Genomic DNA, 22,924 nt, shown 5'->3' with positions numbered 1-22,924 from the left:
AATGGAGATCGTCAACGTCATGCTCGGGCGCTTCGTCCAGATGGGGTCGCTGACCATCCTGGACGCGGCCGGCCGGGCGCATGTGCTGAAAGGCGAGCAGCCGGGGCCCGAGGTCACGATCAAGCTGCACGACGCCAAGCTCCATCATCAGCTCTTCCTCAATCCGGAGATGAAGACGGGCGAGGCCTATATGGACGGCACGCTCACGCTCGAGCAGGGAACGCTGCGCGACCTGCTCACCCTCTATGCGCTCAACCGCAAGAACCTGCGGGCGACGCCGGTGCAGAAGAACCTGCGCGCCTGGACCAAGCGCGCCCGCGCCTGGCTGCCGAAGAACGACGCGATCCGCTCGAAGAAGAACGTCGAGGCCCATTACGACCTCTCGAACGAGATGTACCGGCTCTTCCTCGACGAGGGGATGAACTACTCCTGCGCCTATTTCGCCCGGCCGGAGATGAGCCTCGACGAGGCGCAGACGGCCAAGCTCCGCCACATCGCTTCGAAGCTCGACCTGAAGCCCGGGCAGCGCGTGCTCGACATCGGCTCCGGCTGGGGCTCGATGGCGATCTATCTCGCGGAAAACTGCGGGGTCGAGGTTCTGGGCGTCACGCTCTCGACCGAACAGCACGCGCTTGCGACGCAGCGCGCCGCCGAGCGCGGGCTGTCGGACCGGGTGACGTTTGAGCTCCGCGACTACCGCGAGGTGGAGGGGCCGTTCGACCGCATCGTCTCGGTCGGCATGTTCGAGCATGTGGGGCTGAAGAACATTCCGGAGTTCTTCCAGAAGGTCCGTTCGCTCCTCAAGCCCGACGGCGTCGCGCTGCTGCACTCGATCGGCCGCAAGGGCGGGCCGGGCTCGACCGGCGCCTGGGTCCGCAAATACATCTTCCCCGGCGGCTACGCGCCGGCGCTGTCGGAGACGCTGCCCGCGATCGAGCAGTCCAAGCTCTGGGTCACCGACGTCGAGATCTGGCGCATGCACTACGCCGAGACGTGCCTGGCCTGGGGCGGGCGCTTCGCCGCCAACCGCGACAAGGCGGCTGCGATGCTGGGCGAGCGTTTCTGCCGGATGTGGGAGTTCTACCTCCTCATCAGCGAGTTCTCGTTCCGCTACGGCAAGCACATGGTCTTCCAGATCCAGATGACCCGCGACGTCGACGCCCTGCCGCTCGCCCGCGACTACATGGTCGAGGCGGAGAAGCGGCTCGAGGCCGGGCAAGCGTCCCGGCCGGGCGGCGCGCAGGCGCTTGCGGGCTGACGAATGATGCGCAGGCCGCCATCCCGGGCTTGTCCCGGGATCCAGAACCGACGCCGTTTGGAGAGTTCGGCCGCGCCGTCGGTTCTGGATCCCGGCTCTTCGGCCGGGATGACGGCGGTGGTTCGCGCTCTTAGGGCGCTGCTTTGACCACCTCCCCCGACGTCCCGCGTCTCCTCGACCGCGCGGCCTTCGCCGCGGCCCGCCGGCGCACGCGGGCGGCCGGAGGCGGGCCCGACTTCCTGACCGCCCGCGTCGCCGAAGACATGGCCGACCGCCTCGCCGCGACGCTTCGGCCTTTTCCGCGCGCCCTCGATCTCGCAAGCCCCGGAGCGGCGATCGCCGACGCCCTTCGCGCCCGCCCTGGCGCAGAACGCGTTGTCCGCGCCGCGTTCGAGGCGGGCGACGGCGGCGATCTCGTCGCCGACCCGCAGGCGATTCCGCTCGCGGCCGAGAGCTTCGATCTCGTCGTCTCGGGCCTCGCGCTGCAGTTCGCCGACGACCTGCCGGGCGTGTTCGCGCAGGTCCGGCGGCTGCTTCGGCCCGACGGGCTGTTCCTCGTGGCTCTTCTGGGGGGCGACACGCTGACCGAGCTGCGCCAGTCCTTCGCGGCCGCCGAGGCCGAGATCGACGGAGGCCTCAGTCCCCGCGTCATGCCCTTCGCGGATGTCCGGGCGGTCGGCGCGCTGCTCCAGCGGGCCGGACTCGCGCTCCCCGTGACCGACGTCGACAAGGTCACGGTGCGCTACGGCTCGCCGATCGGCCTGATGCAGGACCTTCGCGCCTGGGGCGCGACCAACGCGCTCGTCGAGCGCAATCGCCGACCTTTGAAGCGCGCCACGCTCGCCCGCGCGCTAGAGGTCTACGCAGAACGCTTCGCCGACGCGGACGGCCGGGTGCGCGCGACCTTCGAGATCGTCTGGGCCTCGGGCTGGGCGCCGCACGCCAGCCAGCAGCAGCCGCTGAAGCCCGGCTCCGCCAAGGCGCGCCTCGCCGATGCGCTGCGACCGCCCAAGGACGACTGAACGCCTGAACCGCAACGACCGGGAGCCCCGACGAGATGTTCGACGACGTTCCGCACGCCCGCGAGGCTCTGGCCGCTCATTTCGACCCGCCGCGGCTCGAGCGCGTGGTCTCGGCGCTCGTCCCCGCGATCGTGTTCGCGCCGGTTCCGGGCGCAGCCGTTCTGGGCGGTTCGCGCATCGGCGGCGCGCCCGACATGGGCCCAGGCGCCGAATGGCCGCGCCCCGCGGCGGCGGAAGACCCGGAGGCGATCGCCAAGCGCGGCTCGCCGGACGCCGGCAAGGAGATGCTCGAGCATTTCGCCAGGAACCTGCCTTACGCCTTTTTCGCGCAGGTCGACCTCGGCGAGGCGGCCAGGCTCGGGCCGGTCGCCTCGGCGCTGCCGTCCGAGGGGCGGCTGCTGTTCTTCTACGATGTCTCGATCGGTCCGTGGGACACCGGCTCGCGGGTCGCGCGCGTGATCTGGGACAAGACCCCGGCCGACCAGCTGGCGAGGCTCGCGCCGCCGGCCGACCTCAAGGAAGCGGCCGACGCCGACCGGGCCGAGCGGGTGAAGCTCGCGCAAGAGTTCGACGACGACGTCGAGGCCGCGCGCAAAGGCGGCAGCGCCTATGACGCGCCCGGCCGTCCGATGCGGCTGCAGACGACGCTCAGGCTGCCGAGCGTCGCCTCGATCGAGGTTTCGGCCCTGCCGGAGATCTTCGAAGCGGCGCGCTCCGTGACGGGCGGCGAAAACGAGGCGCTGGAGGCCTACGAGGCCGCGATCGAGGAGAATCACGACGGCTATACGGACGAGAAGTGGCGGCGCCAGCAGCTGCTCGGCGCGCCGCAGCCCGAGCAGGACGACCCCCGCTATGACGCCGTCGTCGTGACGACGTTCGGCAAGCAGCATCTCGAGCGCGAGGAATGGCGCAGCCGTCGCGCCGAGATCGAAGCCGCCGCGCGCGACTGGACGCTCCTGCTCCAGGCCGACGTCGGCGACTGGATGCAGGCGAGGTTCACGGAAGGCACGGTGTTCTTCGTGATCCGCAAGGACGACCTCGCGGCGCGGCGCTTCGACCGCGTCGTCGCGGTCTACCAGCAGACCTGAGGCTCGACGGCTAGTTCGTCACCGCCGCGTTCATCTTGTCGTAGAAGCCGACCTTCAACGACGTGCCGACGCCGAACACGACGGCCGCCACCGCGATCGAGATGCCGACCGCGATCATGGCGTATTCGATCGACGTCGCGCCGCGCTCGTCGCGCAAGAATGCCCGGAGCTTGCGGAAGCCGGTCCTCGGCTTCTTCTCTTCGCTCATCGTCACGTCCCCCGGCGCGCCGTCGCGGGAGCCGGCCGTCAGAGCAGGTCGACGAGATGCGCGATCAGCGGCTCGTCGGCCGGCGGCATCGGAAAGTCGCGGAGCCTGTCGGGCCGCACCCAGCGAAACGCCTGGCCCTCGCGGCCGGTGACGGTCCCTTCCCAGCGCCGGCACACATACAGCGGCATCAGGAGATGGAAGTCGTCGTAGGCGTGGCTTGCGAAGGTCAGCGGGGCGAGACAGGGCTCCTCGACCGCGACGCCGAGCTCTTCGGCTAGTTCCCGGATCAAGGTCTGCTCCGGCCGTTCGCCCGGCTCCACCTTGCCGCCGGGAAACTCCCAAAGCCCGGCCAGCGCCTTGCCTTCGGGCCGTTGCGCGATGAGCACGCGGCCGTCCGGATCGACGAGGGCGCAGGCGACGACGAGGACGAGCCTGAAGGTCACGACCGCGCCCCCACGATGCCGCCCAAAGACTTAATAAGGCGTTGCGAAGTCGTCATGATTCAGGAGCCGTTTGGAGCTGAGGAGACGGACTGCGTGCTTCGAGACGCCTGCAAGGGCAGGCTCCTCGGCATGAGGGACGTTTGAGCTGAAGTCTGCGTTTTCGGGCGCGCGCGACGCCTCTCATGCTGAGGAGCCCGGCCAGAGCCGGGCGTCTCGAAGCACGCAGTTCGCCAGAACCAGCGACCTTTAAGACCGGTAGTCCGCGTTGATCTGGATGTAGCCCTCGGTGAGATCGCAGGTCCACACCCGCGCCTTTCCGGAGCCGAGGCCGATGTCGACCGCGATCGTGATCTCTTCGTTCTTCATGTAGGCCGAGGTCACAGCCTCGTCGTAGGCCGGATCGCGCTCGCCCTGATGGGCCACGCGGATGTCGCCGAAGCTGATCGTCAGCAGGTCGCGGTCGGCCGGCTCGCCGGCCTTGCCGACGGCCGCGACCACCCGGCCCCAATTGGCGTCCTCGCCGGCCACCGCGGTCTTCACCAGCGGCGAATTGGCGATCGACATCGCGATCCTCCGCGCCGACAGGTCGCTCTCGGCGCCGGCGACCTCGACGGTGACGAACTTGCGCGCCCCCTCGCCGTCGCGGGCGACGAGCTGGGCGAGTTCGATGAGAAGATCCTCAAGCGCCGAGCGAAACGCCGCGAAGGCCGGATCGGCTGCGTCCGTCACGGTCGCGTTGCCCGCCTTGCCCGTGGCGAAGGCCATCAGCGTGTCGGAAGTCGAGGTGTCGCCGTCGATCGTCACGCAGTTGAACGAGCGCTCGACCGCGTCCGAGAGCGCCGCCTGCAGCGCGGGCGCGGCGATCGCCGCGTCGGTCGCCACATAGGACAGCATCGTCGCCATGTCGGGCGCGATCATCCCTGCGCCCTTGGCGATGCCGTTCAGCGTCACCGTCACGCCGCCGATCTCGGCCGTTCGGGTGGCGAGCTTCGGGAAGGTGTCGGTCGTCATGATGGCGCGGGCGGCCGCCTCCCAGGCGTCCTCCGAACCGTTCGCCACGAGGCCGTCCATGACGCCGGAAAACTTCGTCGCGTCGAGCGGCTCGCCGATGACGCCGGTGGAAGACAGGAAGATCTCGCCTTCCGAACAGCCCGCGGCCTTGGCCGTGGTCTCGGCCGTCAGCTTGGTCGAGGCGCGGCCGTTCTTGCCCGTGAAGGCGTTGGCGTTGCCCGAATTGACCACCAGCGCCCGGATCGAACCGCCGGAGAGGCGCTCGCGGCACCATTCGACCGGCGCGGAGGGGCAGCGGGACTTGGTGAAGACGCCCGCGACCGTCGTGCCCTCGTCGAAGGCCGCCAGCAGCACGTCGGTGCGGCCCTTGTAGCGGATGCCGGCCTCGGCGGTCGCAAGCCTCACGCCTCGCACCGGCGGAAGCGTCGGCAGAGATTTCGGGGCGAGCGGCGAGACGGCGGTCGACATCGGGCGGTTGGCTCCTCGCGGGACGATTCGCGACGCTTACAGGCTTCGCATGACGATTGGAACGCGGGGGCGGCGGGCGCGACGTGTACGCCCCCTCCCCCTTGTGGGGAGGGTAAGGGTGGGGGTGGCTCAGAATGGAACGCGAATGTCGCGCGTAGAGCGCCGTCGCCGGCGCCACCCTCTCCGGAACCACCCCCACCCCCGGCCCCTCCCCACAAGGGGGAGGGGAGAAAGCGTCCCTCACGCCGGCGGGTGGTATTGGTAGAGCCAGGTCTCGCTCAGCACCTCGTCGCCGGCCTTGAGGTAGCAGCGCAGCTCCACCGGCTCCGGTCCCTGCACGGTGAGATCGAACTGCGCGCGCCAGTGGCCGGGAACGTCGCTCGGGACGGCCTCGGTGAAGATGTAGGAGAACGTCCCGCGCGAGGTCGAGAGCACCGCCTCGACCTTCTGACCGAAAGGAATGTCCTTCAGCGGCCCGCCGAGGAATTCGACGAGGAACTTGCGCACGCCCATGGGGCGCGGCAGGCCCGGCTGGCCGCCGCGGCCAAGCCGCGTCGCGACGCATTTGGCGAGCGCGCCGGGATGGGGTTCGTCGTCCTGCCAGTAGAGCTTGTAGGCGAGCTTGGCGGTCTTGCCGGGCTGGTACGGCTTCTCCGGAATCCAGTAGGCCACGATGTTGTCGTGGATCTCGTCGTCGGTCGGCAGCTCCACGAGCTGCACCGCGCCCTTGCCCCAGTCGCCCACCGGCTCGACCCAGGTCGAGGGCCGGTCCTGATACTTCACACCGTCCTCGTAATTGCCGTAGAGGCGGTCGCGCTGAAGCAGGCCGAAGCCGCGCGGGTTCTCGTCCGAGAAGGTCGAGGTCATGATGCGGGGCGGATTGTTGAGCGGGCGCCAGATGCGCTCGCCCGAGCCGGTCCACATCGCCAGGCCGTCGGAGTCATGGACCTCGGGGCGCCAGTCGATGAGGTAGGGCTTCGCGGTCTCGGAGAACCAGTACATCGAGGTGAGCGCGGCGAGACCCACCCGGTCGACGGGCTTGCGCAGCGTGATCTCGGCCTCGATGTCCATCAGCGTGCCGCCGGTGCGGCTGATGAGGAAGCGGTAGGCGCCTGCGATCGAGGGGCCGTCGAGCAGCGCATAGACCGTGACGGGCTCGCCGTCCTTCATCGCCGGCTCGAACCAGAAGCCGATGAAGTCCGGAAACTCCTCGTTCGCGCCCGGCTGCGGGAATAGCGCGACGCCGCGCGCCGACATGCCGACCTGGCCCTTGTCGCCGATGGCGCGGAAGTAGGAGGCGCCGAGGAAGGTCGCGAAGGGCTCGCGGGTCTTCCAGTCGCCCTTCGGCGTCACCTCGTCCTTGGCCTCGCGGATCCAGAAGCCGGCGAAGGCGGAGGGCTGGTCCTTCAGCGTCTTGGCCACGCTGTCGGCCGGCATGTCGAACAGCGACTGGTCGTAGAGAACCTCGCGCGCCTTGCCGTCCGCGACGGCGTGCATGCGCACCGTCTTCGGGAAGAACTGGCCGACATGCATGAAGGTGATGGGATAGGCGCCCGGCGCGTTTGCGTAGAGCGCGTGCTCGGGCAGGTATTTCAGCTTGCCGTGGGCGTCATAGTCGATGCGCTTGACGACCTCGAGGTCGGGCTTGGCCGGCTCGACGTAAGGCTTGGCGGCCAGATCCTTCGCGAGCTTCTTCAGGATGTCGTAGCTGAACGGCTCGGCCGGGCCGAACTTGAGGTCGTCGGCCTTTCCTTGCGCGAACGCCTGCGGCCCCAACGCCAACGCCGCCTGCGCCGCAAGGCCGAGACGCATCAACGTCCGGCGGTCGAGCGTCGCGACGGAGGCAAGGTCGGGCAGGCGGCGTGAGGTCATCGTCTGGCTCGCATGTCGTCGTCGGGGCGCGGATACGTCCGCGCGCACTCATATGCGCTCCGGAAGCGGAGCCGCAACGAGGGACGACGATTGAGGCGATGACCTTTTGCGGAAGACGCGAGCGTTAACGGCCGCGGCGGCCGTCGGCTCAGCGGCCGTAAGCGTCCTGAGCGTGGAACTGGACGCCGGTGGCCTTGGCGGGCGCGGACGGCGGCAGCGCGGCGGCGCCGGCGACGACAAAGAGGATCGACGAGACGAAGATGGCGACACGCATCGGTTTCAGGCTCAATGCTCACATTCAGGCGACGCAAGATGCGGCCGCGATCCCTAACAATCCCTCCATGAACGCGAAACCGCCCATTGGGTTTCCACGCGGCCGAAATTTGGCGCCTTGGCGAGCGGCGTAAACGCAACCGTTCGAAATTGAGCGTTTCCGAAAGCAAATGCGGTCTAATTTGGGCGATCGCGAGGGTCCGGAAGGGACCGATCGTTGCCGATCGGCCACAGAAAAAGGCGCGTCCCGGCCGACGCCGATTCGAACCGCCCCACAGTCGTGGGTCGCGCGGCGACGGTCGCGGCCTCGCTTTCCGCGCGAGGCGCAAATCCATGATCTTGCTTGCGGTCTTGCACACGTTCGCGTCAGGGCTCGACGCGCGCGCCCGGACTGGCGTCTGGCGCGCCAGACTCGGTCCATGAAATTGAGGCGACTTGGCCGACATTTTGAGATGGAATAATCCTAATTCGAATTTATTGTGTCAGATCAATGCCTTATTGGCGCCGCGTGAGCGCCGTGCTAACACCCTGACGCCGGATGGAGCGCAGGAACGCGCCCGTCCGGCCCCTTCAGTTGTGAGCATTGAGGCGCGACCGTGTGGATCGGGGGCGCGCGGCGGAGCCATGCGTCCGCCGCGGCGAAGACGTGCGTTCTGACGGCCGGCTTGCTGGTCGCCTCAGGCGTTTCGACAGCGGCGCATGCGCAGGCGAGCGAGCCTGCGCCGGCCGAAGACGGCGCCGTCGCGCTCGACGGCATCGACGTCGTCGGCCAGATGCTGCGCGGCTGGCAGGGCGCGTCCGACGCGATCTACGAAACGCCGGCGAGCGTCGCCGAGATCGGCCGGGAGGCGATCGAGGCGCGCGGCGGGGCGCGAAACGCCGCCGACCTGTTCCGCGGCGTCGCCGGCGTCGACGCGGTGATGGACCGCCAGAATCCCGGCGTGAACGTCAACATCCGCGGCCTGCAGGACCAGGGCCGCGTGAACATGTCGATCGACGGCGCGCGGCAGAACTTCCAGCAGTCCGGCCACGGCGCGACGTCGCTCGTTTATCTCGATCCCGAACTTCTGAGCCGCATCGAGATCGAGAAGGGTCCGACCTCGACCGCAGGCGGCGCCGGCGTCATCGGCGGCGTCGTGACGTTCCGCACGCTGGAGTTCGAGGACCTCGCGACCGACGGCAAGGACTGGGGCGCGCGCGTCAACGCGACGACCGGCTCCAACGCCTTCGACTTCAACGGGAGCCTCGCGGCCGCGACCAAGATCGGCGACGCCTTCGAGGTCGTGGCCGGCGTCGGGCGCAAGAAGCTCGGCGAGTACAAGGCCGGCACGCGCGGCGAGCTGGTCTATTCAGGCGCGGGCGAACCCGCCGAATTCACCACGCAGGACCAGTGGTCGTGGCTGCTGAAGGCCCGCGCCGACGTCGCCGACGACCAGCAGGTCAAGCTGACCTACACGGGCGTCGACGCAAAGTTCGGCACCGGCGACGGCCAATACACCGACACCAACAAGGTCACGACCCACAACGTGATCGCCGACTATCGGTGGGCCCCGGCCGACGGCGCGGCCGACCTCAACGCCAAGGTCTACTTCACCCGCACCGAGAACGCGCAGCATCGCCCGGCCCGGACCACCTACGGGGCCTTCGACGTCGACTACGGCATCGACACGATCGGCGCGTCGCTCAGCAACGTCACCCGCTTCAGCGTTCCAATGTTCGACGCCGCCTGGACCTATGGCGGCGAGTATTTCCGGGACAAGACCACCACCGCCTCGTTCGGCGCGGACCCGACCGACAACCCGGACGGGTCGTGGTTCTACGGCTCGAACCCCGTCGGCAAGCGCGGCGTCGGCGGCGTCTTCACCAATCTCGAGCTGAATCACGGCCAGTTCCTGCAGATCATCGCCGGCGGCCGCTACGACCGTTACGACATGACCGGCGACACGGTGAGGTTCGACGGGATCTCCAACGGCGTGCCGGTCGCCGTCGACAAGTCCGGCGGGCGCTTCTCGCCGACTGCGACGGTTGCGATCACGCCGGTCACGGGCGCGCAGGTCTACGCGTCATACAAGCAAGGCTACCGCCCGCCGAACCTGATGGAGGCCCTCATCGGCGGCCAGCACATCGGCGGCGGCATCTTCAGCGTGCCCAATCCCGACCTGAAGCCGGAGCTCTCCGAGACCTGGGAAGCCGGGCTCAACCTCAAATATGACGGCGTCCTGGCGGAGGGCGACGCGTTCCGCGCCAAGCTCGCGGTCTACACGACGGACGTGCGGAACTTCATCACGCTCGCGGCCTATGAGGGTTTCCGGCTCAACACCGCCGTGAACCTCAAGGACAAGACGCGGCTGAAGGGCTTCGACGCCGAGGCGAACTACGACGCCGGGTCGTTCTATGTCGGCGGCGCCGCCTCGTTCCTGAACGGCCGGTACGGCGACGACTACGATCTGCCGGACGACGCGACCGGCTTCCTGACGAACATCTATCTGCCGCCCAAGCGCAAGCTCTCGCTCGACGGCGGACTGCGCTTCCTCGATCGCAAGCTGACGGTCGGCGGGCGCGCCACGAACGTCGTCCCCGAGGACAATCTCGGCGCGTTCGGCACTTATCAGTACAAGCGCTACACGCTGCTCGACGCCTACGCGTCCTACAAGTTCAACGACACTTTCACCGTCCGCGCGTCGGTCGAGAACATCCGGAACGTCGCCTATGTCGAGGCGATGAGCTCCGCTCTGTCTCCCTCGCCGGGCCGCACCTTCACCGTCGGGGCTTCCGCGCGCTTCTGAGCGCGAAGGCCTCGGCACGTCTTGGTTCCGGATGATCCGGGACATCGAGGAGGACTACCAATGGCCATCGACATTAAGGTTTCGGGGGGCGTCGACTTCAACGCCTATCTCGCCGACTTCGCCGCGAACTTCGAGGCGGCCGGCCGCGGCGCGTTCAGCGACGGCCTGAGCGGCGACGAATACGCGCTGTGGTCGGGCGAAGGCAGCGCGCCTCCGATCGCCGACGGCCAGGCGTTCATCATCGGTTCGGGCGACGCCGGCGACCTCGCCTATGACTTCCTCACCCACACCGTGGGCGGCACCATCGACAGCCTCGACTTCGGCACCGGCGTCACCGACCTCGGCGGCGGCGACTTCGACACCGACAGCGACCTGCTGCTCAGCGGCCTCGACCTCGAGAGCGTCGGCGGCGACGGCATCGTCAACAAGCTCGTCCTCGACTTGATGGGCGGCAACACCGACGTCCTGCTCTCCCTGCTCAAGAGCGCCGACCTCAACTTCGAGGGCAGCGGCAAGGCCGACGCGTTCAAGGGCTTCAAGGGCGACGACGTCATCGACGGCGGCAAGGGCGCGGACGTCCTGAACGGCGGCAAGGGCTCCGACGAACTGATCGGCGGCAAGGGCGCGGACGTGCTCACCGGCGGCAAGGGCGCCGACACCTTCACGTTCGACGCCAAGCAGGGCCACGACGTCATCACCGACTTCGGCAACGGCAAGGACGTGATCTCCTTCGTCGGCGGCCAGTTCGACGACTTCCAGGACATGCTTGACTCGGCTTCGGTGAACGGCGACGGCGACGTCGTGATCGAACTCGGCTCCAAGCACTCGATCACCCTCGAGGGCGTCGGTCTCGAAGACCTGCACCAGGGCGACTTCCTGTTCGCCTGATAACCGGGCGACGATGCGCGCGGCGCCGGTCCTCCGGCCGCCGCGCGCTTTCTTTTCTAGAAGGGCTCTCTTGCGATGACCGATCTCCAGGCCGCTCCGGCCGACGTCTCCGCTCCTCCTCCGCCGCCGCCGACCCGCGCGGAGCGCCTGAAGGGCGCGACCCACGAGCTTCATGAGGCGCTCGACGGGCGCATGATGGGCGCGGACCTGTTCTCGAGCCCGGAGCGCTACGCGCTCTTCCTGCGGATGCAGCGCCGCTTCCACGCCGAGATCGCGCCGCTCTACAGCGACGGCGCGCTCGGCGCGCTCGTTCCCGAACTCGCCGTTCGGGCGAAGCTCGCGGAAATCGACCTCGACCTCGCCGCCGTCGGCGCGGAGCGTCCCGCGCTCGGGGCGTCCTCAGTCGATCCGCGCGACGTCCCGGCGGCGCTCGGCTGGCTCTACGTCGCCGAAGGATCGAGCCTGGGGGCCGCGTTCCTGTTCAAGGCCGCGCAGAAGCTCGGCTTCGACGAGACCTCCGGCGCGCGCCACCTCGCCGCCCACCCCGAGGGTCGCGGCCTGCACTGGCGCCGCTTCGTCGAGGCGCTCAACGCCGCCGAGCTCACTCCGGAGGAGGACGCCCGCGCCGAAGCCGCGGCCGTCGCAGCCTTCGGCCGCGTGCGCGCGATCGCCGAAGAGACCCTGTCCGGGCGCTGACCGACGACCTCTGGAACACCTTCGATGACAGCCTCCGCGCCGCGCGCGGAGGCCTTCGCCCGCCGGAGCCCCAAGACGCTCAGCGGCCACGGCCGACGTTAACGTTTCGGTCATAAAAAACCCTGTCACAAAGCTCAGGTTTTTCTTGCGTGGAGGGTCGAACGCCCTTATTTCCACGCCTGCCCAATGAACGCGTGCCTGTGTCGTGTGTCGGGTAGGCGGGAACTCCCCGCCGGGCAACCCGATGGCCGGAAATTCCAACCGGCTTTAAGTCACCTCTCCGGTGGCGGACGCGACGTGAAGCATCGACGTAGAGGGCTTTTTTGGTCTCTGCCGGCTCGTCCAAAGGCCGGCGACACTAAAGAGGCGACTACTTCCTTGCCGGGCGCGCGGAGCGGGTCATCCCAATCCAAGCGTGGCGACGGTTTCGAGATCCCGGACATGACGTCCGCGGAGCTGTCGTGACTACGGCGTGATCGAAGGTTCGTGACCCTTCACAAGGTCGCGGGCCACGGAACGACGCAAACTCTGAACCTGCGCGTCTCCAAAGCGCGCGGGAACGGGCAGCGCCAATCCATCCGGACACACTTGTGCTTTGGGGACTGCCGCTATGACCTCCCATCTCGACGCCCTCGACAACGGCCGCATCCGCAACTTCCTCAAGACCGCGCAGGCCGACGGCCCGCTGCTGGTCGTGGACAGCGAGATCGTGCGCGACAACTACCTGAAGTTCGCCCGCGCGCTGCCGGACACCCGCGTGTTCTACGCCGTGAAGGCGAACCCGGCGCCCGAGATCCTCCAGCTGCTGGCCGACCTCGGCTCGTGCTTCGACTGCGCGTCCGTGGTCGAGATCGACATGGCGCTCGCCACCGGCGTCAGCCCCGACCGCATCTCCTTCGGCAACACCATCAAGAAGGAGCGCGACGTCGCGGCCGCCTTCTCGCGTGGGGTTCGCCTGTTCGCGGTCGACTGCTTCGAGGAAGTCGAGAAGATCGAGCGCGCCGCGCCCGGCGCCCGCGTGTTCTGCCGCATCCTGGCCGACGGCGCTGGCGCCGAGTGGCCGCTGTCGCGCAAGTTCGGCTGCGTGCCCGAGATGGCCGCGGACGTGCTCGAGCACGCCCATCGCCGCGGCCTCGTGGCCTATGGCGTGTCGTTCCACGTCGGCTCGCAGCAGAACAATGTCGGCGCCTGGGACCAGGCGCTGGCCTCGGCCGCGGAGATCTTCCGCGAGTGCGAGCGTCGCGGCATCTCGCTCGCGATGGTCAATCTCGGCGGCGGCTTCGCGACCCGCTACCTGAAGGACATCCCGGCGGTGGAAGCCTACGGGAACTCGATCTTCGAGGCCCTGCGCGCCCACTTCGGCAACCGCATCCCCGAGACCATCATCGAGCCGGGTCGCGGCATGGTGGGCAACGCCGGCGTCATCGAGGCCGAGGTTATCCTCGTCTCGAAGAAGTCGCAGGCCGAGGACGAGATCCGCTGGGTCTATCTCGACATCGGCAAGTTCGGCGGCCTCGCCGAGACGATGGACGAGGCGATCCGCTACCCGATCCGCACCGCCCATGACGGCGAGGCGACCTCCCCGTGCGTGCTCGCCGGCCCGACCTGCGATTCGGCCGACGTGATGTACGAGAAGAACGCCTATCCGCTGCCGATCAGCCTCTCGATCGGCGACAAGGTGCTGATCGAGGCGACGGGCGCGTACACCACGACGTACGCGGCGGTGGCGTTCAACGGCTTCGCGCCGCTGGCCTCGGTGGTGATCTGAGGCCAGACGATCCCTCCGGGGATCGCCGACGGAACCGAAGATCCCCGACGTTTCGGGGATCGCTCTTCTCACGACAATGACCCGCAAGGTCGTCTGACCCCCTGAAGGAGGGTTTCATGACCATTGTCCTGGACGAGGCCGCCGGCGACGCCGCGGCCCGCGAGAACCTGCTCGACCGCGCCTTCGGCTCGGCTCGTTTCACCAAGACCTGCGAGCGTCTGCGCGAGGGCCGTCTGCCCGCGCGTGGCCTTGCGCTCAAGGCGGTGGACGAGACCGGCCGGATGATCGGCACGCTGCGCTTCTGGCACGTGTCGATCGGTTCGACGCGGCCCGCGCTCATGCTTGGACCGCTCGCGGTCGAGTCGGACGCCCGCGAGGGCGGCGTCGGCTCGACGCTGATGCGGGCCGGCCTGGCGCGGGCCGCGGAGCTCGGCCATGAGGCCGTAATCCTCGTGGGCGACGCGGCCTATTACGAGCGCTTCGGCTTCCGTCCCGAGGCGACCGAGGAGCTCGCGATGCCGGGCCCTGTCGAGCGCGAGCGCTTCCTGGCGCTCGAGCTCGCCGAGGGCGCGCTCGACGGCGCGAAGGGCGACGTGCGCGCGACCGGCGCGATCCGCTTCGCGCCGAAGCCGGCCGCCCCTGTCGAGGCTCGCCCGATCGCGGCCTGACGCGAGAGCGTCACGAGAAGAAAAAAGCCCGCAGGCGCGCCTGCGGGCTTTTTTCGTTTAAGGGTTCGCGACGCCCGATCAGGTCCGCGGCGTGCGCGCCGCCCCCAGCATCGGCGGCAGCGCCGGCGCGGTCAGGCTCGCGGATTTCAGCAGGCTCGGCTGACGCGGCCCGTTGTTCGCGAGCATCGGCGGGTCGTAGGCGTGGCCGGTCATCAGCGCCACCTCCAGCCGCTCCTTGCGGGTCAGAAGCTTGGTGTTCGACAGCGCCGCGTAGTTCTGTGCGACGCCGATCGGGCCGCCCTTGAACACCAGCACCCGGTCGCTCAGCACGAGGATGTCGCCGCGGCGAAGCGTCGGATCCTCGAGATACCAGTTCGGGTTCTTGGCCGGGTCGATGGTGCGGGCCAGCATGTCCTTGGGGCTGATCTGGACAGGCGCCCGAGGCGTCTTCGGCTTGGCGCGCGCCGTCCGACGCGGCTTGGCCGGGCTCAGCGTCAGGTCCGGATGCGGCGCGGCGGCGACGGAGGCGGCCGGAGGGCGCTTGGCCCAGCCGAACAGGAAGTCGAGAAGTCCGGCGTTGGCGCTCGACACGCCTCCCAGGCCGACCGCGACAGCCAAGCCCAACGTCATCGCCGTCCGATACATGCCCGATGCTCCCCGACTGCGTTGCGCGCCGTCGAGCTTTGCGTAACGCAGCGCAGACGCCCGCGCCATGAATGAGCAGGGTGAAGAACGCTTAAGTTAAATCTTTGGTTAATTAGAAAGGTTCCGAGAATCCCGCTTCGGCACAGTGACGCCGCAAGTCACCAGCGTAAAAGCCGGGAGCCGATCGCGCCTCCGACCGCCGCTATGGCGGCGATCGCCAGCGAATACCAGGCGGCGACGAACAGCGGACTGTCGTCGACGCAATGCGCCCCGTAGAACAGCGCCCCGACCGTTCCGGCGAGCAGCCCCGCCGCGGCGCCGAGCGCAGCCGGACGATCGGGCGCGCCGCGCCTCAGCGCGACCATCAGGATGGCGAGCGGCCCGGCCGACAGCATCGGGATGCTGGCGAGGCAGAGCAGCCAGTTCCGGCCGACGATCTTCGTCGTCCAGCCGCCCATCGGCGTCGCGACGAGCTCGACCACGACCGCGGCGAGGAGCGCCCCGGCGGCGAGCGCGAGCGCGACGCGAACCGGCCTCGCATCCGCGCCCGGCCGCCCGAGGCGAAGCGCCGCGAAGCCCGCGGCCGCCGCAAAGCACCCGACGAGCGCGAATTTGAGCGGAAAGCGCACCGTGCCGAGCGCCCCGTCGACGTCCGGCCGGACGTGAAGCGTCACGGAGAACAGCGCCCCGGCGGCGAGCGCCGCAAGACCAAGCGCCGCCCAGAAGGCGGGACGGAGCCGCCGCGGGGAAGAGGCGGCGTCCGACGCGATCGCGGAGATGAGATCCTCGGTCTTCATTCGCGGAAACTCCGATAGGCCTTCGAGAGGCTGGCGAGCCCGCGATGCAGCGCGACCCGCACCGCTCCCTCGCTCATGCCGAGGCGCGTCGCGGCCTCGGCGGTGTCCGCGCCCTCGACCGTGATCGCCCGCACCACCTCGCGCTGCTTGCCCGGAAGCACCTCGAGCAGCCGGTCGGCCTCGCGCTCGGAGAGCCCCTGCTCCGGCTCTTCGGCCGCGAGCGTCTCGGAGAAATCGTCGATCGGCAGGCTGACGCGCCGGCCGCGGCGGCGGGCGGCGTCGATCATCTTGTTGCGCGCGATCGCCGCGACCCACGGGCCGACAGGCTGGCTCGAGTCCCAGGTTCCGCGCTTCAGATGGATCGCCAACAGCGTTTCCTGCACCACGTCTTCGACATCCGCCAGTTCAAGCCCGAGGCCTCTTGCGCGCGACCGCGCCACCGCCCGCAGGAACGGCGCGAGCGCGCCGAGCAGGCGGCGGTAGGCGGCGGCGTCGCCGGCCAGCGCGGACGTCATCCACGCGCTCCAGTCCCGTTCCCTGTCGCCCACGCAACCCCTCTGTTCAGCCGTTACGGCGACGTGCGGCCGGACGTTACGCGGGGCCGCAAAAAAATGCGACGGACGCCGCACGGACGCGTGATCGACGTAACGAAGCGCCGTCCGGTCGCGAAGTCCCTGTCACGAGCCGCGTCCGGCTCGCCAACGGGAGAACCACCATGAACCGTCGCACCGTCAACGTCGCCCTCGCGGGCTCGCTCGCCGCCGCGCTTTCGACGCTCGCTCTCGCAGCCCCCGCCTCCGCCGACGACAAGATGGCCGGCAAGGAGAAGTGCTACGGCGTCGCGATGAAGGGCCAGAACGACTGCGCCGCCGGCCCCGGCACCACCTGCGCCGGCACCTCCAAGGTCGACTATCAGGGCAACGCCTGGAAGGCGGTGCCGAAGGGCTCCTGCGTCGCGATGAAGACGCCGAAGGGCATGGGCTCGCTCGAGCCGATCAAGATGTGACCCGTTCGGGCGGCGGCCTCCGGACGGCCGCCGCCCGGCCCTCTTCCTGATCGCAAGGAGGCCGCCATGTCCTCGGCTCACCTGCCGGCCTGCGCCGGCCTCGGCTTCAAGCCGCAGCACTTCGCCGACATTCTCGCCGACGACTTTTCGGGCTTTCTCGAGGTCCACGCCGAGAACCACATGGGCGCCGGCGGCCCGCCGCACGCGATGCTGACGCGCCTTCGGCGCGACCATGCGCTCTCGATCCACGGCGTCGGGCTCTCGATCGGCGGCGCAAGCGCGCTCGACAAAGAGCACCTGAGAAGGCTCCGCACGCTCTGCGACCGCTACGAGCCCGAGAGCTTTTCCGAGCACCTCGCCTGGTCGAGCCACGGCGAAACCTTCCTCAACGACCTCCTGCCTCTGCCCTACACGGCCGAGACGCTCGCTCGCGTCTGCGCTCATGTGGACGAGACGCAGGACGCGCTCGGACGAAGGATGTTGCTGGAGAACCCGGCCACCTATGTGACCTTCGCCGAAAGCGACGTTCCCGAGACCGAGTTCCTCGCCGAGATCGCCCGGCGCACCGGCTGCGGGCTGCTGCTCGACGTCAACAACGTGTTCGTCTCGGCCACGAACCACGGCTTTTTGGCGCAAGGCTATCTCGCGGACTTTCCGCTTCACGCCGTGGGCGAGATCCATCTCGGCGGCCATGACGCGCAGGAAGACGAGACCGGCGCGCCGCTGCTGATCGACGCGCATGGGGCGCAAGTCGTCGACCCCGTCTGGGCGCTCTACGCCGACGTCGTCGCGCGGCTCGGGCCCACGCCGACGCTGGTCGAATGGGACAACGATGTGCCCGCCTGGGCCATCCTGCGCGCCGAGGCCGATCGCGCCGACGCGATTCTGGCGCGCGCCGCGCGCCGGCCGGCGGCCTGAGCCGATGTCCGCCCTCACCCAGTTGCGCTTCGCCGAGGCGCTCCGCGATCCCGCGACGCCGGCGCCGGTCGCGCTCTCGCGGGTTTCGGGCGCGGAGCCCATCCGGCGCTTCGCCGTCTACCGCAACAACGTCACGGTCTCGCTCACGAACGCGATCGGAACGCGGTTCCCCGCGGTCGGCCGCATCGTCGGCGAGGAGTTCTTCGCGGAGCTCGCCCGCGCCTATGTCGCGGAACACCCGCCCCGCTCGCCCCTCATGATGACCTATGGCGACGACTTTCCGGACTTCGTCGCCGCGGCGCCGGGGCTGGAGGAGCTTCCCTATCTCGCCGACGTCGCGCGGCTCGAGGCGGCGCGCACCCGCGCCTATCACGCCGCCGACGCCGAGCCGCTGGGACCGGACGCCTTCGCAGCGCTCGATCCCGCGAAGCTCGACCGGATCGCCGTCACGCTTCACCCGAGCGTCGAGATCGTCCGCTCGTCCCATCCGGTCGCGACCATCTGGGCGATGAACGCCGGCGAGGCGGAGCTCGGGCCGATCGAGGACTGGGCGCCCGAGGACGCCGTCGTCGTCCGACCGGCGCTCGACGTCGTGGTCCGGCGGCTTCCGCCCGGCGGCGCGGCCTTTCTTGGCGCGCTCGGCGAGGGCATGACCCTCGACGCCGCAGCCGAGACGGCGCTTTCCGACGCCCGAGACTTCGACCTTTCCCGAAACCTCATCGGCCTCATCGAGGCGGGCCTTGCGTCCGCGCTTCGGGGGCCAAGCCGCAGGAGCAAACCATGACCGACGCCGCATCCGCTCAGGCCCGGCCCCGCCACGGGTTTTCCGGCCTCGCCGAGAGTTTCGTCGCCCTGCTCGACCGCATCCCGCATTCGGCGCTGGCGCTCGCCGCCCGGATCTTTCCCGCCGCGGTGTTCTGGCAGTCCGGCCAGACCAAGGTGTCGGGCTTCGGCCTGTCCGACAGCGCCGTCTTCCTGTTCCAGGACGAATACCGTCTGCCGCTGATAGACCCGACGCTCGCAGCCTATGGCGCGGCGATCGCCGAACATCTGTTCCCGATGCTGCTGGTTCTCGGCCTCGCCAGCCGCCTCTCGGCGCTCGCGCTGCTCGCCATGACGCTCGTCATCGAGATCTTCGTCTATCCCGACGCCTGGCCGACCCACGGCGTGTGGGCCGCCTGCTTTCTCTATGTGATCGCCCGCGGGCCGGGCGCGATCTCGCTCGATCGGCTGCTGTTCGCGAGGCGTTGAGCCGCCCCGCGAGGCGCTGTCGTTGATTCGTCGCGTTCTTTCGGGTTTATCGGCGCCGCGACGCAGCGACACCCGAAGGAGAGAGCGAATGACCGATTGGCCCGTCTATGGAAAGATCACCGGCCCGATCGTCATCATCGGCTTCGGCTCGATCGGCCGCGGCACGCTTCCGCTGATCTACCGCCACTTCGAGTTCGACAAGGATCGGGTCGTCGCGATCGATCCGTCCGACCTCAACAAGCACATCCTCGACGAATACGGCGTGCCCTTCATCCAGAAGCACGTCACCAAGGAGAACTATCGCGAGCTGCTGACCCCGCTGCTCACCAAGGGCGAGGGCCAGGGCTTCTGCGTCAACCTCTCCGTGGACACCGGCTCCGCCGACCTCATCGAGCTCTGCCAGGAGCTCGGCTGCCTCTACATCGACACGGTCAACGAGCCCTGGCTCGGCTTCTATTTCGACAAGACCAAAGGCCCCAGCGAGCGCTCCAACTACGCGCTGCGCGAGATGACGCTCGACCTGCGCCGCCGCTCGCCCAAGGGCCTGCCGACCGCCGTGTCGACCTGCGGCGCGAACCCCGGGATGGTGTCGTTCTTCGTCAAGCAGGCGGCGCTCAACATCGCCTCCGACCTCAAGCTCAACGCGCCCGAGCCGAAGACCCGCGAGGAGTGGGCCGGCCTCATGCGCCAGATCGGCGTCAAGGGCGTGCACATCGCCGAGCGCGACACCCAGCGCACCGCCGAGCCCAAGCCCCGCGGCGTGTTCCTCAACACCTGGTCGGTCGAGGGCTTCATCTCGGAGGGCCTGCAGCCCGCCGAACTCGGCTGGGGCACGCATGAGAAGTGGGCGCCGGCCAACGCCAAGACCCATGAGGACCCGAAGGCGGCCGCCATCTACCTGATGCAGCCGGGCGCCGCCACGAAGGTGCGCACCTGGTGCCCGACGCCCGGTCCCCAGTACGGCTTTCTCGTGACCCACAACGAGTCGATCTCGATCTCGGACTTCTTCACCGTCTGGGAGGACGGCAAGGCCGTCTATCGCCCGACCTGCCACTACGCCTACCACCCGGCCGACGTCGCGGTGCTGTCGTGGCACGAGCTGTTCGGCGCCGAGGGCAAGACGCAGGAGACCCTGCACGTGCTCGACGAGGACGAAATCGTCGACGGGATCGACGAGCTCGGCGTGCTGCTCTACGGCCACGCCAAGGGCGCGTACTGGTACGGCTCTCAATTGTCGATCGAGGAGACGCGGTCGCTCGCGCCGTATCAGAGCGCGACCGGCCTTCAGGTCACCTCCGCGATCCTCGCCGGCATGGTGTGGGCGCTCGAGAACCCGAACGAAGGCATCGTCGAGACCGACGAGATGGACTTCAAGCGCTGCCTCGAGATCCAGAAGCCCTATCTCGGCCCGGTCGAGGGCTACTATACCGAGTGGACGCCGCTCGAGAACCGCCCTGGCTTGTTCCCCGAGGAGATCGACGAGAGCGACCCCTGGCAGTTCAGAAACTTCTTTGTGGGCTAAACGCCCGCAGCGAATACTTCCGGACTCGAATAAATAGAATTTTCATAAAATAACCGACCTTCGATCTCGGGGTTTTTACCGCCGGCCGGACTTGCGACTGCAAATCCGCCGGCGGTAGACTTCCGCGCCCGCTGTGATTCGACAGCAATCGGGGGACCTTCGATGAAAAGATCTCTTGCACTTGGCCTCGCGGCCGCGACGGCGCTCGCCGGAGCGCTCGCCACCCAGCCCGCGGAAGCCCGCATCGGCCGCGGCGGCGCGCTCGTCGGCGGCCTGCTTGCAGGCGCCGTGGTCGGCTCCGCGATCGCCGACGCCAATCGCCGCCCGAGGGTCAAGTACTACTACGGCGGCCCGGCCTATTACGCGGCCCCGGCCTATCCGTCCTATTGCGGCGCTCCGCCCTATCCGCCCTGCCCGGTTCCCTACTGAAGACGGCCGCGTCTCGCGTCTGATCAACACCTCGATCTCGGGAAGAACCTGAAACATGCGTCGCACCACATTCCTCGCCGCGGCCGCGCTCGCGGCCGTGCTCGGCCAGCCCGCCTTCGCGCAGGCCCCCACGGCCCCGCAGGCCGCCGACGACGACAACCGGCCGATGGACTGCACCATCGCGGCCGCCTATTTCTGCAAGGAGGGCGGCTGCTCGAAGACCGAGAGCTTCGGCGACCTGAAGCTGCCGGGCCGCTTGCTGGTCAACTTCGAAAGCCGCGTCATCGCGAGCGTCACCGCCGACGGGCTGCCGCACATCACACCGATCGGGACCTACGCGGTCGTCGGCGACGCCCAGATCATCCAGGGCGTCGAAGGCGGCACGGGCTGGATGGTCCACGTCAACAAGGCCGACGGCGACCTGAACTTCACCGTCACCTCCGACGACAACACGCTCATCGGCGACGGAACCTGCAAGAAGCTCGACTGACGATCGTCTTGACCAAAAATCGACTCGGGCGGGGCGCCGGACCGGCGCTCCGCCCGAACGTTTTTCAGCCCCTCAGGCCGGCTCCTGCTGCGCGGAGCGCTTCGGAACGCGCTGCCGAAACACCGGGCGCGTCTCCATCTCGGCCGCCGGCGCCGGGGCCCGGTGGCTGACGTCCGCGCGGTGGCGCGGCAGCGCGTAAGGGTGTTCGGCGTTCAGCCACGTGATCATCTTCTCGCGCATCTCGCAGCGCAGATCCCAGACCTTGGGCGAGGTGCCGGCCGACACCAGCAGGCGCACCTCGATCACGAACTCCTTGGCGTCGGAGACCTGAAGATTGACCACCTGCCCGTCCCAGAGCGGGCTTTCGGCGACGAGCTCCTCGAGCTTCTCGCGCATCACGGCGATCGGGGCCGAGTGGTCGACATAGATCATCACCGTGCCGATGATCGACGCGCCGTCGCGGGTCCAGTTCTGAAACGGGTTCTCGATGAAGTATCTGAGCGGCAGCACCAGGCGCCGCCAGTCCCAGAGGCGCACGACCACGTACGTGCTGGTGATCTCCTCCACCCAGCCCCATTCGTTCTCGACCACGATGGCGTCTTCGAGCCGGATCGGCTGGGTGATGGCGAGCTGGATGCCGGCCACGAGATTGGCCAGAACCGGCTGCATCGCGAGGCCGAGGATGAGGCCCGCCGCGCCCGCCGACGCCAGCAGCGAGACGCCGTATTGCCGGACGCTGTCGAAGGTCATCAGCGCGGCCGCGAGCGTCACCACGAAGGCGAGCGTGACGCCCGCGCGCTTTAGGATCGAGATCTGGGTCGCGTGCTTGCGGGCGAGCTGGTTGTCCTCGGCGTCGAGCTTGAAACGCCGCATGTAGACGACGGTCCAGATGTGGAGCGCCGTCACCGCTGTCCAGCCGATCAGCACCATGGTGGCGATCAGCAGGCCGTGGCGCAGCGCCCCCACGGCGACCTCCGGCAGAGGCGCGGCCGCGATCGCGACGCCGAGCGTGAAGATCAGGAGCGCGAGCCGCGACGGGCCCTGCGTGCGCTGGACCAGCGAGCGCCAGAACAGCGACCGGTTCTCGACCTTGCGCTGCAGGCGACGGAAGATCGCGCCGTGAACCGCGACCGGAATCGCGATCGCGCAGGCGAACAGCAGGAGGCTCACGGCCCAGTCGGGCAGCCAGTTCAGCTGCTCTGCGCCCTGCTCGACGACGGCCGCGACATCCTCCATGGCGGAAATCCCCGGTGTTTCCTCCAGCATGGGGGGCGAACGGACCGCCCTTCCAGAGGGTTCCCGCGGATGCGAACAAAATGCGTGCGCCGCAGCGAGAAATTTTAGGCGCCGTTCGGACGGCTTGGCGCGAGGGTCGGCCCGCTATAGGGATGCGCCCTTCAGCCTCCCTCAAGTTCAG

The 22,924-nt window shown here is 68.8% G+C and carries 24 protein-coding genes; 15 read left to right on the top strand and 9 right to left on the bottom strand.

Translation table 11 applies throughout. The features are described from left to right. Window position 1: 1 nt before the first annotated feature. From ACFOWB_RS24880 to ACFOWB_RS24870, 3 genes are all read left to right on the top strand, one after another. Complete coding sequence (locus ACFOWB_RS24880) at window positions 2-1,258, top strand: SAM-dependent methyltransferase (RefSeq protein WP_261405215.1); 1,257 nt, start codon at window positions 2-4, stop codon at window positions 1,256-1,258. Between the two features lie 143 nt (window positions 1,259-1,401). After that, on the top strand, window positions 1,402-2,280 hold the full coding sequence (locus ACFOWB_RS24875) for a methyltransferase domain-containing protein (protein WP_261405216.1): 879 nt from the start codon (window positions 1,402-1,404) through the stop codon (window positions 2,278-2,280). Window positions 2,281-2,315: 35 nt separating this feature from the next. After that, on the top strand, window positions 2,316-3,368 hold the full coding sequence (locus tag ACFOWB_RS24870) for a DUF1963 domain-containing protein (RefSeq protein ID WP_378150007.1): 1,053 nt from the start codon (window positions 2,316-2,318) through the stop codon (window positions 3,366-3,368). Between the two features lie 10 nt (window positions 3,369-3,378). Here the strand turns inward: ACFOWB_RS24870 and ACFOWB_RS24865 are convergent, their stop codons facing one another. From ACFOWB_RS24865 to ACFOWB_RS24845, 5 genes are all read right to left on the bottom strand, one after another. Continuing rightward, window positions 3,379-3,576, bottom strand: a complete 198-nt coding sequence (locus ACFOWB_RS24865) for a Flp family type IVb pilin (RefSeq protein ID WP_261405218.1) — start codon at window positions 3,574-3,576, stop codon at window positions 3,379-3,381. Between the two features lie 38 nt (window positions 3,577-3,614). Beyond that, window positions 3,615-4,019, bottom strand: coding sequence for a (deoxy)nucleoside triphosphate pyrophosphohydrolase (locus ACFOWB_RS24860; protein ID WP_261405219.1), 405 nt, complete (start codon window positions 4,017-4,019; stop codon window positions 3,615-3,617). A 246-nt stretch (window positions 4,020-4,265) separates the two neighbouring features. Next, window positions 4,266-5,498, bottom strand: a complete 1,233-nt coding sequence (gene argJ / locus ACFOWB_RS24855; RefSeq protein WP_261405220.1) for a bifunctional glutamate N-acetyltransferase/amino-acid acetyltransferase ArgJ — start codon at window positions 5,496-5,498, stop codon at window positions 4,266-4,268. A gap of 240 nt (window positions 5,499-5,738) precedes the next feature. After that, window positions 5,739-7,370, bottom strand: a complete 1,632-nt coding sequence (locus ACFOWB_RS24850; RefSeq protein WP_261405221.1) for a glucan biosynthesis protein — start codon at window positions 7,368-7,370, stop codon at window positions 5,739-5,741. A gap of 148 nt (window positions 7,371-7,518) precedes the next feature. Further along, window positions 7,519-7,644 carry a hypothetical protein gene (locus ACFOWB_RS24845; protein ID WP_261405222.1) on the bottom strand — a complete coding sequence of 42 codons (126 nt, stop codon included), beginning with the start codon at window positions 7,642-7,644 and terminating at the stop codon, window positions 7,519-7,521. 664 nt (window positions 7,645-8,308) lie between these two features. Here ACFOWB_RS24845 and ACFOWB_RS24840 point away from each other — a divergent pair. The 5 genes from ACFOWB_RS24840 (at window position 8,309) to ACFOWB_RS24820 (ending at window position 14,449) form a co-directional block, all read left to right on the top strand. Continuing rightward, window positions 8,309-10,429 carry a TonB-dependent hemoglobin/transferrin/lactoferrin family receptor gene (locus ACFOWB_RS24840; RefSeq protein WP_261405223.1) on the top strand — a complete coding sequence of 707 codons (2,121 nt, stop codon included), beginning with the start codon at window positions 8,309-8,311 and terminating at the stop codon, window positions 10,427-10,429. 60 nt (window positions 10,430-10,489) lie between these two features. Further along, on the top strand, window positions 10,490-11,317 hold the full coding sequence (locus tag ACFOWB_RS24835) for a calcium-binding protein (RefSeq protein WP_261405224.1): 828 nt from the start codon (window positions 10,490-10,492) through the stop codon (window positions 11,315-11,317). A gap of 75 nt (window positions 11,318-11,392) precedes the next feature. Continuing rightward, a complete protein-coding gene (locus ACFOWB_RS24830; protein WP_261405225.1) occupies window positions 11,393-12,013 on the top strand; it encodes a biliverdin-producing heme oxygenase in 621 nt (206 codons plus the stop codon). 610 nt (window positions 12,014-12,623) lie between these two features. After that, entirely contained in the window at window positions 12,624-13,781 is a 1,158-nt protein-coding gene (locus ACFOWB_RS24825) for a type III PLP-dependent enzyme (protein ID WP_378150001.1), read from the top strand. A gap of 116 nt (window positions 13,782-13,897) precedes the next feature. Continuing rightward, a complete protein-coding gene (locus tag ACFOWB_RS24820; protein ID WP_378149999.1) occupies window positions 13,898-14,449 on the top strand; it encodes a GNAT family N-acetyltransferase in 552 nt (183 codons plus the stop codon). Between the two features lie 78 nt (window positions 14,450-14,527). Here the strand turns inward: ACFOWB_RS24820 and ACFOWB_RS24815 are convergent, their stop codons facing one another. The 3 genes from ACFOWB_RS24815 to ACFOWB_RS24805 all read right to left on the bottom strand — a co-directional run bounded on the left by ACFOWB_RS24815 (window position 14,528) and on the right by ACFOWB_RS24805 (window position 16,439). Continuing rightward, complete coding sequence (locus tag ACFOWB_RS24815; protein ID WP_378149997.1) at window positions 14,528-15,094, bottom strand: hypothetical protein; 567 nt, start codon at window positions 15,092-15,094, stop codon at window positions 14,528-14,530. 158 nt (window positions 15,095-15,252) lie between these two features. Continuing rightward, a complete protein-coding gene (locus ACFOWB_RS24810; protein ID WP_378149995.1) occupies window positions 15,253-15,891 on the bottom strand; it encodes an NrsF family protein in 639 nt (212 codons plus the stop codon). Beyond that, complete coding sequence (locus ACFOWB_RS24805; protein ID WP_378149993.1) at window positions 15,888-16,439, bottom strand: sigma-70 family RNA polymerase sigma factor; 552 nt, start codon at window positions 16,437-16,439, stop codon at window positions 15,888-15,890. The genes ACFOWB_RS24810 and ACFOWB_RS24805 overlap by 4 nt, the downstream gene beginning before the upstream one ends. A 167-nt stretch (window positions 16,440-16,606) precedes the next feature. On the opposite strand from ACFOWB_RS24805, the gene ACFOWB_RS24800 reads away from it, so the two are divergent. From ACFOWB_RS24800 to ACFOWB_RS24770, 7 genes are all read left to right on the top strand, one after another. Beyond that, window positions 16,607-16,897, top strand: coding sequence for a BufA1 family periplasmic bufferin-type metallophore (locus tag ACFOWB_RS24800; protein WP_261405232.1), 291 nt, complete (start codon window positions 16,607-16,609; stop codon window positions 16,895-16,897). 66 nt (window positions 16,898-16,963) lie between these two features. Beyond that, window positions 16,964-17,815: an MNIO family bufferin maturase gene (gene bufB / locus ACFOWB_RS24795; RefSeq protein ID WP_378149991.1), complete on the top strand. Its 852-nt coding sequence runs from the start codon at window positions 16,964-16,966 to the stop codon at window positions 17,813-17,815. Between the two features lie 4 nt (window positions 17,816-17,819). Then, a complete protein-coding gene (locus ACFOWB_RS24790) occupies window positions 17,820-18,599 on the top strand; it encodes an HvfC/BufC N-terminal domain-containing protein (RefSeq protein WP_378149989.1) in 780 nt (259 codons plus the stop codon). Further along, window positions 18,596-19,066, top strand: a complete 471-nt coding sequence (locus ACFOWB_RS24785; RefSeq protein WP_261405233.1) for a DoxX family protein — start codon at window positions 18,596-18,598, stop codon at window positions 19,064-19,066. Before ACFOWB_RS24790 ends, ACFOWB_RS24785 begins: the two co-directional genes overlap by 4 nt. Before the next feature lie 88 nt (window positions 19,067-19,154). After that, entirely contained in the window at window positions 19,155-20,588 is a 1,434-nt protein-coding gene (locus ACFOWB_RS24780) for a homospermidine synthase (protein WP_261405234.1), read from the top strand. 162 nt (window positions 20,589-20,750) lie between these two features. After that, window positions 20,751-21,017: a hypothetical protein gene (locus ACFOWB_RS24775; protein WP_261405235.1), complete on the top strand. Its 267-nt coding sequence runs from the start codon at window positions 20,751-20,753 to the stop codon at window positions 21,015-21,017. Window positions 21,018-21,072: 55 nt separating this feature from the next. Beyond that, window positions 21,073-21,507, top strand: a complete 435-nt coding sequence (locus ACFOWB_RS24770; protein WP_261405236.1) for a hypothetical protein — start codon at window positions 21,073-21,075, stop codon at window positions 21,505-21,507. 72 nt (window positions 21,508-21,579) lie between these two features. Here ACFOWB_RS24770 and ACFOWB_RS24765 read toward each other — a convergent pair whose 3' ends face one another. After that, on the bottom strand, window positions 21,580-22,743 hold the full coding sequence (locus ACFOWB_RS24765; RefSeq protein ID WP_261405237.1) for a mechanosensitive ion channel family protein: 1,164 nt from the start codon (window positions 22,741-22,743) through the stop codon (window positions 21,580-21,582). Window positions 22,744-22,924: the final 181 nt, after the last annotated feature.

The organism is Chenggangzhangella methanolivorans (assembly GCF_042648545.1).
In the GTDB taxonomy this organism is placed as follows: Bacteria; Pseudomonadota; Alphaproteobacteria; order Rhizobiales; family Methylopilaceae; genus Methylopila; species Methylopila methanolivorans.
The sequence above is the reverse complement of the archived record's forward strand: the minus strand, read 5'-3'. Positions and strand labels throughout refer to the sequence as shown.